This is a genomic window from Burkholderia sp. MSHR3999 (genome assembly GCF_000833595.1).
GTDB classification, from domain to species: Bacteria; Pseudomonadota; Gammaproteobacteria; order Burkholderiales; family Burkholderiaceae; genus Burkholderia; species Burkholderia ubonensis.
In genome coordinates this window covers 2,320,572-2,333,419 of the sequence record NZ_JRFO01000007.1, presented here as the reverse complement: position 1 = coordinate 2,333,419, position 12,848 = coordinate 2,320,572, and the positions used below count along the sequence as shown (strand labels likewise).

Here is a 12,848-nt window from a genome sequence, read left to right as displayed (position 1 = left end):
ATGTGCTTGCTTGGCCTGGCGTTGTTCGCCGGCACCGCGTGCGCGGCCGGGCCCGCGTCGCCCGACGACGGCGCCGCGACCGCCGCGCGGCTCACGCAGCTGCAAAGCGAGACGGTGCTGCTGCAGGCGCAGCTGAAGAAGCTCGAAACCCAGCAGCAGGTCATCGAGCGTGCCGCGCAGCTCGCGCGTGCGCTCGGCGGCGGCGCGCCGGCCGGCGGGCAATTCACGGTGACGGCGATCGAAGGCGTCGGCAAGCGCGCGTTCGCGACGCTGCGGATGAACGGCGGCGCCGAATTCGAGGTGCAGCGCGGCGACGCGCTGCCGGACGGCGGACGCGTCGTCGCGATCGAGCCGCGCGCGGTCGTCGTGTCGAATCGCGGGCGCACGGTCCGGCTGTCGACGGCGTCGCCTTCCTATGCGGGCAATCCGCCGCTGCCGGCCGACGCGGCCGCGCCGCTGCCTTCCGTGCCTTCGTTGCCGGCGAGCGGGTCATGAACCAGGACGCGCAACGACCCGAGCCGATGTTCGCGCGCGCGACGCCGTCCGCCAGTGCCGACGCCGCGCAGCCGCGCGGCCCGCGCGCCGTCAGCGAAGCGGGCGATTTCGCCGCGAGCGTCGAGGAGCGCAAGTTCGTCTGCCTGTTCGACGACGGGCGCCTGCTGATCGCCGAAGGCCACGAGATGAACCCGTTCGTGCTGTCGTATCGCGCGCGGCTCGACCGGATGGGCCGGCCTTATCGACCGACGCCCGCGACGCTGACGCAGGTGCGCGAGGCGTACCGGCAGCATGTGGCGGGCGGCGGCGAGCGGCTCGATCACACGGTGATGCAGGTGCTCGCGAAGGAGCTGATCGGCCGCGCGTGCCGCGAGCGCGCGTCGGACATCCATATCCGCGTGCGCCGCTTCAGCACCGAGGTCTACTTCCGCATCCACAACGAGCTCGTGCGCGTGAACGAGCACACGCGCGAGCACGGCGAGCGGCTGCTCGCGACGCTGTACGGCGCGATGACGACCGTGTCGGACAACAGCTACCGGCCGAACGAGCGGCAGGATGCGAGCATCGGCGACCGCGACAAGCTGCCGGACGACCTGTACGGCGTGCGGATCGCGACGACGCCGACCAACGAAGGCAGCCTGATGGTGCTGCGGCTGCTGTACAACGATGCGGGCGACGCGTCCGATCTCGCGGCGCTCGGCTTCGCGCCCGAGCACGTCGCGGCGTTTCGCACGCTGCGCGCGCAGCCGCACGGGATGAACATCATCAGCGGGCCGACGGGCTCCGGCAAGTCGACGACGCTGCAGCGGATGCTTGCCGCGCAGATCGACGAATCGCGCGGCAGCCTGCACGTGATCACGGTCGAGGACCCGATCGAGTATCCGATCGGCGGCGCGGTGCAGACGCCGGTGGCGAACGCGCCGACCGAGGAGGCGCGCGCGCTCGCGTTCGCGGCGGCGATCACGAACGCGATGCGGCTCGACCCGGACACGATCATGATCGGCGAGATCCGCGACCGCGCGTCCGGGCAGACGGCGCTGCGCGCGTCGATGACGGGCCACCAGGTGTGGACGACGGTGCATGCGAACAGCGCGCTCGCGATCGCCGACCGCCTGATCGATCTCGGCCTGCACGCGCGGATGGTCACCGATCACACGGTGGTCTCCGGGCTGATCAGCCAGCGTCTCGTGAAGCTGCTGTGCCCGCATTGCAAGCTGCGGCTCGTCGATCATCCGGACCGCATCGAGCCGGGCCTGTTCGCGCGGCTGCGGCTCGCGCTCGACAGCCGGATGCACGACGTGTGCATCGCGGGCGACGGCTGCGCGCATTGCCGCACGGTCGGCACGATCGGCCGCACGGTCGTCGCCGAGGTGATCCTGCCCGATGCGCGGCTGTTCGAGTTCCTGCGCGACGGCGACAAGGCCGGCGCGCTCGAGTACTGGACCCGCACGCTCGGCGGGATGACGCTCGCCGAGCACGCGCTGCGCAAGGTCGCGGCGGGGCTCGTCGATCCGCGCGGCGTCGAGCGCATCGTCGGCACGCTCGCGCCGGTGTCGGGCGAGGCGCGGCAGCAGTTGTCGCTCGTCGGATTCAGCTATGGCACTTGAGCTGAACCGCCGCTGGGCGAAGCTGTGCCTGAATGCCGACGAGCGGCTGCGCGTCTACCGGAAGATCGCGAAGATGCTCGGCAACGGGCTGCCGCTGCTCAAGGTGCTCGAGGAACTCGAATGGCGTGCGTCGCGCGAGGGCCGCAAGCCGCGCGAGCCGCTCGCGATCGTGCTGTCCGACTGGCGGCTCGCGGTGCAGAACGGCCGGATGCTGTCCGAGGCGATGGAAACGTGGGTGCCCGCGACCGAGCAGATGATCGTCGCGGCGGGCGAGCAGGCGGGGCGCATCGAGGACGCGCTCGCGTCGGTGGCCGACATCGTGCAGTCGGGCCGGAAGATTCGCCGCGCGGTGACGGGCGGCGTCGCGTATCCGGTCGGGCTCGTCGTGATGGTGATCGGCTACCTGTACCTGTTCGGCACGCATGTGATCCCGAAATTCGCGCTGATCGCCGATCCGACGCACTGGCATGGCGCCGCGCGCTCGCTGTATTTGATGTCGCTGTTCGTGCAGGGCTGGATGCTCGTCGTCGTCGCGCTCCTGGTCGTGGCGCTCGCCGCGCTCGCATGGTCGCTGCCGCGCTGGCGCGGGCCGCTGCGCATCTATGCGGACCGCGTGCCGCCTTATTCGATTTACCGGCTCGTCACGGGCAGCGGCTTTTTGATCGCGTTCTCGGCGCTGCAGGCGTCGGGCGTCACGGTCGAGAAGGCGCTGCTGAAGATCGGCGCGGTCGCGGGGCCGTGGCTGCGCGAGCGGATCGACGACACGCTGGACGGCGTGAAGTCGGGCCTCAACGCCGGCGAGGCGCTGCACAACACCGGCTATCAGTTTCCGTCGCGCGAGATCGTCGAGGATCTGTGCATCTACGCCGAATTCGGCGGCTTCGACGCGGCGCTGAAGATGCTCGCCGACGAGTGGCTCGAAGAGGGCGTCGCGCGGATCGCCGCGCAGATGCGCGTGCTGAACGGCGTCGCGATCGTCGTGCTCGCAATGCTGATCGGCTGGCTCGTGACGGGATTTTTCGGAATTCAGCAGGAAATCGCCGCGATGACGCGCGCGATGCATTGACGTCGCGCATTTTCAATTCAGGAGAAGGACCATATGAAACCACTCGCCAATCATCCCGCGTATCGACACCAGCCCGCGTTCTGCCGGCGCCACCGCAAGCAGCGCGGCGCGTCGCTGCTCGAAAGCATCGCGTATCTCGGCGTCGCCGCGATCGTGATCGTCGGCGCGATCGCGCTGCTCGGGTCGGCGTTTTCGAGTGCGAATACGAATCGGCTTGCCGAAGAGCTGAATGCGATTCAGACGGGGACGAAGAAGCTTTATATGGGGCAGGTGAACAATTATGGAAATGGCGTCGATCTCAACGCGAACCTGATCGCGGCGAGGGTGTTTCCGAGCACGCTGCCTGTCAACGGTGCAAACGTAGCGAATGCATGGGGCGGGACCGTCACGGTGACGGGGAGCGCGAACGGGCAGACCTTCACAGTCGCGTACACGAATGTCCCGCGCGACATCTGCATCAATACGCTGACGGCAGGCGGCAACTGGCGGACAGTGGCGGTCGGTCAGAATGCCGCGATCAACTATCCGGTCTCACCGACCGACGCGACGAGAATCTGTGCGGACAACGCCACGATCACCTGGACGTCGAACTGACGCCGACCGTCTCTTTCTCCATCACCCACGCCGCTCCTCATGTACGCCCTCGCCGCCGTGCTGGCCTTCGCGTCGATCGCCGCCGTCTACGCGACGCTGCAAGGCCCGTCCGCCGTTCCCGCGCTGCAGCCGTCACGCAACGCGCAGGCGCTCGCCGAAGACCTCGCCATCTACCGTCAGGCGGCGCTCGACTACGCACGCGCGCATCCGGGCACGCGCGGTGCGGTGCCGAACACGAAGCTGCCGTTTCCGACCTGGTATCCGAACGCGAATCCGCCATGGCGCAACTATGTCGCGGACGGCACCGTCGTCGCGTATGCGGCGGCGATGCCGCCCGTCAACATCGCGGGCGAGATCGCGACGCTCGCCGACGGCTCGCTGCTCGCGGGCGTCGCGTATCGCAACACGGTCGTGCGCCCCGGCCATGCGAATCCGAACGCGCCGGCGGATGGCGTGCCGTTGCCGGCCGGGTTGACGATTGCGGACGGTGCGCCGGTCTGGATGGGGCAAGCTTACTGATGCATCTCATGTCTTCCCGCCGCCGCGCGCGCGGCTTCGCGCTGATCGAAATGCTCGCGGCGCTCGCCATTGCCGCGCTGATGCTCGCGGGCATCGCGATGATGATGGATACGTCGCTCGACGACGTGCGCGCACAGCAGGCCGCGCAATACCAGGCGCAGGTGACGGCCGCGGCGACGCGCGCGTTGAAGCGCGATTACGACGCATGGTGGCAGCGCGCGAACACGCAGACGCCCGTCGTGATGAGTCTGGCCGATCTGCAGGCGACGAACGATCTGCCGGCCGCACTGCGGCCGCAGAACGCGTACGGCCAGCACACGTGCGTGCTCGTCAAGCGGACCGCGACGGGGACCGGACTCGACGCGCTCGTCGTGACGACGGGTGGCGCGGCGATCGGCGACAAGGAACTCGGGCTCGTCGCCGCGAGCGCGGGGCCGGGCGGCGGCTCGATTTCGGAGAGCGATCCGACGCTCGCACGCGGCGCGTTCAACGCGTGGCGGATGCCACTTGGCACGTTCCTGAGCGGAAGCTCGCCGAAGTGCGATCCGAACGACGCCGCGCCACCGAACGCGGGCCACCTCGCGAATGAAATCTTCTTCAACGGGCCGGGCCAGCAGATCAACAGCGATTATCTGTACCGCGTCGGCGTCGGCGGCCATCCGGAGGCGAATGCGATGCAGGTGCCGATCTGGCTCACGCACACGTTCGACGATGGCAGCGCGGACGCGGCGAACTGCGGAACGGCCGGCAACTACACGAACGGCAAGCTCGGCGCAGACTCGACCGGCAAGCTGCTGAGCTGCAAGGACGGCGTGTGGCGCGGCGCGGGCGGTCACTGGAAGGATCCTGTCGAGCAGACCGACCAGTTGCCCAACACATCGAACGAACGTGGCGACGTGCGCCTCACGCTCGACACGTTCCGTGCGTATGCGTGGACGGGGGCCGCCTGGCAGGCACTCGCGATCGATCAGAACGACAACCTGATCGTGCCCGGCGTCGTCTCGGCCAAACAGTACGAAATCACCGGCCGCGTCGTCGTCAACACGCCGTGCTCGCCCGATGATAGGCGGCCGGACGCCGGCCTCATATCAATGGGCCAGGACGGACAAGTGCTGTCTTGCCAGAACGGCAAATGGCTCCCGCAGTCGGGGATCAAGATCGGCAGCACCGACATCGATTGCCAGATCCTGATGGCGACGCCCGGCGCGAGGGACTTCCCGCAATGCTCGTACACCTACACCGGCGGCTATCCGAACGGATCGTTCATCACCTACGAACCGGACGGCACGTACACGTACACGATCGACCGGCAGGTGAAGCTCGACAACAACGGGCTGATCGCGGTGAGCGCATACATGCACATGGCCTATTCGACGTGCGACCAGAAGGGACGGGAAGGACAGATGCGTCTCGTCGTCGAGGTCATCGACGCCAGGAGCGGCAAGGCGATCGCTCACAACGAGGCACAGTCGTCGAAGCTGAAGGAAGACGCCGCGACGATCAACGTCACGCTGAACGTGGCCGCCGAGCCGCGCAGCGGCTACACGGTCAGGCTTTCGAGCAAATGGGCGACGTACGACGGCTACGCGAAGACGCCGTGGACGTCCAGCTATTGCAGCAACGGCCAGACCTTCCTCCAGACGCCGCTCGCCACCGGCTGGACCATCAATTCGTTCTATTGAACGGACCTTCGCCGCGCGCGGCCGTCGCCGCGCGCGGCTGCGGTTTACTGCACGGGTCTCCCATCTGCGGCGCGCGCACGTCCGACCGACGTGCCGCGCGCCCCCACCGGACGGACCCATGAAGGCCAAGATCCCCGTTTTGCTGTCCCTGCTGTGCTCGCTTGCAAGCCTATCCGTCGACGCCGCGCCGATCCGCTGGCGCAGCACCGAAATCCAGTACGCGGCGGAAGGCAAGGACGTGAAGGACGTGCTGCGCGACCTCGCCGCGAGCCAGAACATCGCGGCGAACGTCGCGCCCGGCGTGGGCGGTGCCGTCAGCGGCAAGATGAAGATGTCGCCGCAGCGCTTCCTCGACACGCTCGCCGCATCGTTCGGCTTCGTCTGGTACTACGACGGCACCGTGCTGTACGTGACGCCCGCGAGCGACATGAAGAGCACCCTCGTCAAGCTCGATCGCGCGAACACCGGCGACCTGCGCGACCTGCTCGAACAGATGAAGATCGCCGACCCGCGCTACCCGGTCACCTACAACGCGCAGCAGCGCACCGCGCTCGTCGCGGGGCCGCCGCGCTACGTCGAACTCGTGACGAGCGTCGCCGCGCGGCTCGACGAGAATTCCGCGCGCACGGGCGGCACGCAGATCCGGGTGTTCTCGCTGAAGCACGCGTGGGCCGCCGATCGCGACGTGAACGTCGACGGCACGACCGTGACGATGCCGGGCGTCGCGTCGCTGCTGAACCGGATGTATCACCCGGGCGACGGCAAGCGCGCGTCGCAGACGACGGTCGGCAAGCCGATCAGCCGCGCCGCGCCGATGACGGACCTCGGCGGCGGGCGCAGCGGCACGCCGCCGTTGCCGCCGCTGCCGCCGTACATGCAGGGCGCGCAGTCGGGCGAAGGCACGGGCATGCAGGGCGGCGGCCAGGGGGGCGAGCCGCGCCCGAGCGGCATGCTCGCCGCGGCGATCGCGAACTCGGGCGCGACGCGCGCCCAGGGCGGCGGCGTGCTCGATCCGCTCGGCGGCGCGAGCGGCGCGCCCGTGGGCGCGGGCGATTCGGCCGACCTGCCGGTGATCCAGGCCGATCCGCGCACGAACTCGATTCTCGTGCGCGACGTGCCCGAGCACATGGCGCAGTACCCGGACCTGATCGCGCTGCTGGACGTGAAGCCGCGCCTGATCGAGATCGAGGCGCGCATGATCGAGATCGACGAAGGCGCGCTCAAGCAGCTCGGCATCGACTGGCGCGCGCACAACAGCCATTTCGACCTGCAGACGGGCACGGGGCTCACGTCGCAGAATTCGTATGCGAACGGCTCGCTGAATCCGACCTTCGGCTCGATCTCGCTGTCCGGCAACGACTCGGTCAGCGTGCCGGCAAGCCCGCTCGGCCTGTCGCTGACGGCCGTGCTCGGCGACGCGGGCCGCTATCTGCTCGCGCGGATCAACGCGCTCGAATCGGCGAACCAGGCGCGCACCGACGCGAGCCCGAAAGTCACGACGCTCGACAACGTCGAGGCGGTGATGGACAACAAGAAGCAGTTCTTCGTGCGCGTCGCGGGCTACACGTCGGCGGACCTGTACAGCATCTCGACGGGCGTGTCGCTGCGCGTGCTGCCGATGGTCGTGGAGGAGGGCGGGCGCACGCAGATCAAGCTCGACGTGCGGATCGTCGACGGCGAGCTGTCGCGACAGACGGTCGACAACATTCCGGTGATCGTGTCGACCGAAATCAACACGCAGGCGTTCATCGAGCAGGGGCAGGCGCTGCTGATCGCAGGCTACAAGATGGATGCGCGCTCGAGCACGCAATCGGGCGTGCCGGTGCTGTCGAAGCTGCCGCTCATCGGCGGGCTGTTCCGCTCGACCGACAAGGAGGACAGCCACAGCGAGCGGCTCTTTCTCGTGACGCCGAAAGTGATCGAGCCTTGAGCGGACGTCGATCGGCCGGCGCATGCCGCCGCCGGCCGGGTGTTCGTCAGGCTGCCGTCATTGCGGCTTGCGATAACGGATTCCGTCGACCTTCGTGCTGACGCGCGTGCCGGCGCGGCCTTCGGCGATCGCGACGATGTCCGCGAGCGAGCCGATCACGGCGTCCCGCCCGGTCTCGCGCGCGAACTCGATCGCCGCCTGGACCTTCGGCCCCATCGAGCCGGCCGCGAAGCCGAGCCGCTCGAGCGCGTCCGGATGCGCGGCCTCGATCAGCGCCTGCGCCGGCTTGCCCCAGTCGATGTACGCGCCGTCGACGTCGGTCGCGATCACGAGAAGGTCCGCGTGCAGTTCGCGCCCGAGCAGCGCCGCGCACAGATCCTTGTCGATCACCGCCTCGACGCCCGCGAGCTTGCCGTTCGCGTCGTAGCGCGTCGGAATGCCGCCGCCGCCCGCGCAGATCACGATCGAGCCTTTCTCGAGCAGCCACTTGATCGGCCGGATTTCGAAGATGCGCCGCGGCCGCGGGCTCGGCACCACGCGGCGGAACTTGTCGCCGTCCGGCGCGATGCGCCAGCCTTTCTCGCGCGCGAGCCGTTCGGCTTCTTCGCGCACGTAGACGGGGCCGATCGGCTTGGTCGGATGGTCGAACGCCGGATCGGCCGGATCGACCTCGACCTGCGTGAGCAGCGTCGCGAACGGTACGTCGGACGGCAGCAGGTTGCCCATTTCCTGCTCGATCAGGTAGCCGATCATCCCTTCCGTCTGCGCGCCGAGCACGTCGAGCGGGTAGGGGGCGACCGCGGTGTAGGCCGCGCCCTGCAGCGCGAGCAGGCCGACCTGCGGCCCGTTGCCGTGCGCGATCACGAGCTCGTTGCCGGCCGCGATCTGCGCGATCTGCGCGACCGCGATCTTCACGTTTTCGCGCTGCTGGGTCTCGGTCATCGGCTGATTGCGCTGCAGGAGCGCATTGCCGCCCAATGCGATGACGATACGCATCGTGTTTCTCCTTGAAGGTGCGCCCGGCGCACGGTGGCACGCCGGGCGCGTGGACGCGTCAGATGCCGCCGAGCGTCGACACGAGGACCGCCTTGATCGTGTGCATGCGGTTTTCCGCCTGCTCGAACGCGATGCAGCGCGGGGATTCGAACACCTCGTCGGTGACTTCGATGCCGTCCTTCAGATGCGGATAGCGCTCGGCGATCTGCTTGCCGACCTTCGTCTCGCAGTTGTGGAACGCCGGCAGGCAGTGCATGAAGCGCGTGCGCGGATTGCCGGTCGATTCGATCAGCTTGCGGTTCACCTGGTACGGCAGCAGCGCCTTGATCCGCTCGTCCCACGCCTCGACCGGCTCGCCCATCGACACCCACACGTCGGTGTGGATGAAGTCGACGCCCTTGACCGCTTCGAGCGGGTCCTCGGTCAGCGTGATCCGCGCGCCGCTTTCGGCCGCGAACGCCTCGCACTGCGCGACGAGCTCGGCGGACGGCCACAGCGACTTCGGCGCGCCGATCCGCACGTCCATCCCGAGCTTCGCGCCGATCAGGAGCAGCGAGTTGCCCATGTTGTTGCGCGCGTCGCCGAGATACGCGTAGCTGATGTCGTGCAGCGGCTTGTCGCTGTGCTCGCGCATCGTCAGCACGTCCGCGAGCATCTGCGTCGGGTGGTATTCGTCGGTGAGGCCGTTGAACACGGGCACGCCCGCGTGGTGCGCGAGCTCCTCGACGATCTCCTGGCTGAAGCCGCGGTACTCGATCGCGTCGTACATCCGGCCGAGCACGCGCGCGGTGTCCTTCATGCTTTCCTTGTGGCCGATCTGCGACGACGTCGGGTCGATGTACGTGACGTTCGCGCCCTGGTCGTACGCGGCGACCTCGAACGCGCAGCGCGTGCGGGTCGACGTCTTTTCGAAAATGAGCGCGATGTTCTTGCGCACGAGGCGCGGCTGTTCGGTGCCGCTGTACTTCGCGCGCTTCAGGTCGCGCGCGAGATCGAGCAGGTAGCGCAGCTCGCGCGTGTTGTGGTGCATCAGGCTCAGCAGATTGCGATTGTGCAGGTTGAAGCTCATCTGGTTTCTCCGCAGGTTGTCGGGGTGGGCGCGGCGCCGGGGCGCCGCGATGCTCGTGTCGAGGTCAGTAGTCGATCGGATCGCGCAGGACCGGGCAGGTCATGCAGTGGCCGCCGCCGCGGCCGCGCCCGAGCTCGCTCGAGCTGATCGTGATCACCTCGATGCCGGCCTTGCGCAGCAGCGTGTTCGTGTACGTGTTGCGGTCGTAGCCGATGACGACGCCCGGCTCGACGCACACCATGTTGTTGCCGTCGTCCCATTGCTCGCGCTCGGCCGCGAAATCGTTGCCGCCGGTCTCGACGGTGCGCAGCGCGTTGAGCCCGAGCGCCTGTGCGACGACGTCGACGAACGGCTGGTCCTCGCGCACGATGTCGATGCCGCCGTGCGCGTCGTCGCCGGGGCGCAGCGTGAACGGCACGATCCGGTTCACGACTTCCGGGAAAATCGTCACGAGATCGCGGTCGCAGAAGCTGAACACGGTGTCGAGGTGCATCGCCGCGCGCGAGGCCGGCATGCCGGCCACGATCACGCGCTCGGCCGCGCCCTTCGCGAACAGCGATTGCGCGAGCTGGCCGATGGCCTGGTGCGACGTGCGCTCGCCCATCCCGACGAGCACGACGCCGCGGCCGATCGGCATCACGTCGCCGCCTTCGAGCGTCGCCATCCCGTGATCCCGGTCGGGATCGCCGTACCAGATGTCGAACTGCGCGTCGGCGAACGCCGGATGGAACTTGTAGATCGCGGTGACGAGCAGCGTTTCCTGCCGGCGCGCGGGCCAGTGCATCGGGTTCAGCGTGACGCCGCCGTAGATCCAGCACGACGTGTCGCGCGTGAACATCATGTTCGGCAGCGGCGGCAGCACGAACGACGACTTGCCGAGATAGTCGCGGAACAGCGTGAGCACCTTCGAGCGCTCGGCGCCCGGGATGTCGCTCGCCGCGACGCCGCCGATCAGGAATTCGGCGAGCGTGCGCGGCTCGAGGCTTTCGAGCCACGCGCGCACCTCGGCGACGAGGCCCATGCCGACGCTGTCCGGCGTGAGCTTGCGATCGAGGATCCACTTCAGCGCGGCCGGGTTCTTGACGGTCTCGGTCAGCAGGTTGTGCATCTCCAGCACGTCGACGCCGCGCTCGCGCATCTTCGACACGAAGTCGAAGTGGTCGCGCTTGGCCTGGTTCACCCACATCACGTCGTCGAACAGCAGGTCGTCGCAGTTGCTCGGCGTGAGGCGCTGATGCGCGAGCCCGGGCGAGCACACGAGCACCTTGCGCAGCTTGCCGGCTTCGGAATGGACACCGACTTGAGGAATGGCGTTGTTCATATGGTTACCTTATCGATCAAAGGGTGAGGAGCCCGCTATGGAGCGCGTAGGCCGCGGCGAGCGCGGCGGCGGCCACCGCCGCGAAGATCAGCTTTTCGGTGGCGGTGAAGACCGGCTTGCCGAGCTCGCGCTTCGCCTTCGCGAAGAACAGCGCGCCCGGCGCGTAGAGGAGTGCGGACAGCAGCAGGTACTTGACGCCGCCCGCGTACAGCAGCCACACCGCGTAGAGCACGGCGAGCGCGGCGACGAAGCCGTCGTTGCGGCGCTGGCGCGGATCGCTTTCGTAGGTCTCGCCGCGCACGGCGAGCAGTAGCGCGTAAGCGGCCGACCAGAAGTACGGAATCAGGATCATCGACGTCGCGAGATAGATCAGCGACAGATAGGTGCTTTGCGAGAACAGCGTGATCAGCAGGAACACCTGGACCATCGCGTTGGTGATCCAGAGCGCGTTCGCCGGCACGTGGTTCGCGTTCTCCTTGCGCAGGAACGCGGGCATCGTGTGGTCCTTCGCGGCCGAGAACAGGATTTCCGCGCAGAGCAGCACCCAGGACAGCAGCGCGCCGGCGAGCGACACGACGAGGCCGACGCTGATGAGGATCGCGCCCCAGTGGCCGACGACGTGCTCGAGCACGGCCGCCATCGACGGGTTCTGCAGCTTCGCGAGCTGCGGCTGCGTCATGATGCCGAGCGACAGCACGTTGACGAGCACCAGCACGAGCAGCACGCCGACGAAGCCGATCACGGTCGCGCGGCCGACGTCGCTGCGCTTTTCCGCGCGCGCCGAGAAGATGCTCGCGCCCTCGATGCCGATGAACACCCAGACGGTGACGAGCATCATGCTGCGCACCTGGGTCATCACCGAGCCGAGCGACGGATGCGCGCGGCCCCAGATGTCGGTGCGGAACACGTCGAGCTTGAACGCGAACACGCAGATCAGGATGAACAGCGCGAGCGGGACGATCTTCGCGACGGTCGTGACGAGGTTGATGAACGCTGCTTCCTTGATCCCGCGCAGCACGAGGAAGTGCACGGCCCACAGCAGCACCGATGCGCCCGCGATCGCGGCGGGCGTGTTTCCTTCGCCGAACACCGGGAAGAAGTAGCCGAGCGTCGAGAACAGCAGCACGAAGTAGCCGACGTTGCCGAGCCACGCGCTGATCCAGTAGCCCCACGCCGACGAGAAGCCCATGTAATCGCCGAAGCCGGCCTGCGCGTATGCGTAGACGCCGCCGTCGAGCTGCGGCTTGCGGTTCGCGAGCGTCTGGAACACGAATGCGAGCGTGAGCATGCCGATCGCGGTGATCGCCCAGCCGATCAGGATCGCGCCGGCCTCCGCGTTGGCGGCCATGTTCTGCGGCAGCGAGAAGATGCCGCCGCCGATCATCGATCCGACCACGAGCGCGGTCAGCGCGCCGAGTCGTAGTTTGTGCGCGGCGGCGGGTTTCGCCGCGACGGCTTCGTTTTGTGTGATTTCAGCCATGATGTTTCCTCTCGATCGCGTTCGCGCAGGATCGCGGCGTGCGCGCGGCCATCGCGCTGCCGCCGGAATGGCGGGCGCGGTGTTTTGCC

The 12,848-nt window shown here is 68.2% G+C and carries 11 protein-coding genes; 7 read left to right on the top strand and 4 right to left on the bottom strand.

Going from position 1 to position 12,848, the window contains the following annotated elements; translation table 11 throughout:
• From pilP to sctC, 7 genes are all read left to right on the top strand, one after another.
• Window positions 1-495 carry a type IV pilus biogenesis protein PilP gene (gene pilP, locus KY49_RS33600; protein WP_042588534.1) on the top strand — a complete coding sequence of 165 codons (495 nt, stop codon included), beginning with the start codon at window positions 1-3 and terminating at the stop codon, window positions 493-495.
• On the top strand, window positions 492-2,102 hold the full coding sequence (locus tag KY49_RS33595; RefSeq protein WP_042588533.1) for a GspE/PulE family protein: 1,611 nt from the start codon (window positions 492-494) through the stop codon (window positions 2,100-2,102). Before pilP ends, KY49_RS33595 begins: the two co-directional genes overlap by 4 nt.
• Window positions 2,092-3,168, top strand: a complete 1,077-nt coding sequence (locus tag KY49_RS33590; RefSeq protein WP_042588532.1) for a type II secretion system F family protein — start codon at window positions 2,092-2,094, stop codon at window positions 3,166-3,168. The genes KY49_RS33595 and KY49_RS33590 overlap by 11 nt, the downstream gene beginning before the upstream one ends.
• Before the next feature lie 33 nt (window positions 3,169-3,201).
• Entirely contained in the window at window positions 3,202-3,762 is a 561-nt protein-coding gene (locus KY49_RS33585; protein ID WP_042588531.1) for a type 4 pilus major pilin, read from the top strand.
• 39 nt (window positions 3,763-3,801) lie between these two features.
• Complete coding sequence (gene pilM, locus KY49_RS33580) at window positions 3,802-4,281, top strand: type IV pilus biogenesis protein PilM (RefSeq protein ID WP_042588530.1); 480 nt, start codon at window positions 3,802-3,804, stop codon at window positions 4,279-4,281.
• Window positions 4,281-5,963, top strand: a complete 1,683-nt coding sequence (gene pilV, locus KY49_RS33575; RefSeq protein ID WP_042588529.1) for a shufflon system plasmid conjugative transfer pilus tip adhesin PilV — start codon at window positions 4,281-4,283, stop codon at window positions 5,961-5,963. The genes pilM and pilV overlap by 1 nt, the downstream gene beginning before the upstream one ends.
• Before the next feature lie 118 nt (window positions 5,964-6,081).
• Window positions 6,082-7,893 (top strand): type III secretion system outer membrane ring subunit SctC, encoded by a 1,812-nt coding sequence (gene sctC, locus KY49_RS33570; RefSeq protein WP_042588528.1) that lies wholly within the window; start codon window positions 6,082-6,084, stop codon window positions 7,891-7,893.
• Between the two features lie 57 nt (window positions 7,894-7,950).
• On the opposite strand, the gene arcC is transcribed toward sctC, so the two are convergent.
• The 4 genes from arcC to arcD form a co-directional block, all read right to left on the bottom strand.
• On the bottom strand, window positions 7,951-8,889 hold the full coding sequence (arcC, locus tag KY49_RS33565; RefSeq protein ID WP_042588527.1) for a carbamate kinase: 939 nt from the start codon (window positions 8,887-8,889) through the stop codon (window positions 7,951-7,953).
• A gap of 58 nt (window positions 8,890-8,947) precedes the next feature.
• The gene (locus KY49_RS33560) at window positions 8,948-9,958 is read right to left on the bottom strand and encodes an ornithine carbamoyltransferase (protein WP_010092369.1); all 1,011 of its coding nucleotides are present in this window, start codon (window positions 9,956-9,958) and stop codon (window positions 8,948-8,950) included.
• Window positions 9,959-10,022: 64 nt separating this feature from the next.
• Window positions 10,023-11,279 (bottom strand): arginine deiminase, encoded by a 1,257-nt coding sequence (gene arcA / locus KY49_RS33555; protein ID WP_042588526.1) that lies wholly within the window; start codon window positions 11,277-11,279, stop codon window positions 10,023-10,025.
• 16 nt (window positions 11,280-11,295) lie between these two features.
• Window positions 11,296-12,759: an arginine-ornithine antiporter gene (gene arcD / locus KY49_RS33550; protein WP_042588525.1), complete on the bottom strand. Its 1,464-nt coding sequence runs from the start codon at window positions 12,757-12,759 to the stop codon at window positions 11,296-11,298.
• Window positions 12,760-12,848 lie beyond the last annotated feature (89 nt).

Excerpts from the sequence above, each read along its gene's own strand:
- pilM (WP_042588530.1), top strand. The coding sequence starts at position 3,802 with ATGTACGCCCTCGCCGCCGTGCTGGCCTTCGCGTCGATCGCCGCCGTC.
- arcA (WP_042588526.1), bottom strand. The coding sequence starts at position 11,279 with ATGAACAACGCCATTCCTCAAGTCGGTGTCCATTCCGAAGCCGGCAAG.
- KY49_RS33590 (WP_042588532.1), top strand. The coding sequence starts at position 2,092 with ATGGCACTTGAGCTGAACCGCCGCTGGGCGAAGCTGTGCCTGAATGCC.
- KY49_RS33585 (WP_042588531.1), top strand. The coding sequence starts at position 3,202 with ATGAAACCACTCGCCAATCATCCCGCGTATCGACACCAGCCCGCGTTC.
- arcC (WP_042588527.1), bottom strand. The coding sequence starts at position 8,889 with ATGCGTATCGTCATCGCATTGGGCGGCAATGCGCTCCTGCAGCGCAAT.
- KY49_RS33560 (WP_010092369.1), bottom strand. The coding sequence starts at position 9,958 with ATGAGCTTCAACCTGCACAATCGCAATCTGCTGAGCCTGATGCACCAC.
- sctC (WP_042588528.1), top strand. The coding sequence starts at position 6,082 with ATGAAGGCCAAGATCCCCGTTTTGCTGTCCCTGCTGTGCTCGCTTGCA.
- pilV (WP_042588529.1), top strand. The coding sequence starts at position 4,281 with ATGCATCTCATGTCTTCCCGCCGCCGCGCGCGCGGCTTCGCGCTGATC.
- arcD (WP_042588525.1), bottom strand. The coding sequence starts at position 12,759 with ATGGCTGAAATCACACAAAACGAAGCCGTCGCGGCGAAACCCGCCGCC.
- KY49_RS33595 (WP_042588533.1), top strand. The coding sequence starts at position 492 with ATGAACCAGGACGCGCAACGACCCGAGCCGATGTTCGCGCGCGCGACG.
- pilP (WP_042588534.1), top strand. The coding sequence starts at position 1 with ATGTGCTTGCTTGGCCTGGCGTTGTTCGCCGGCACCGCGTGCGCGGCC.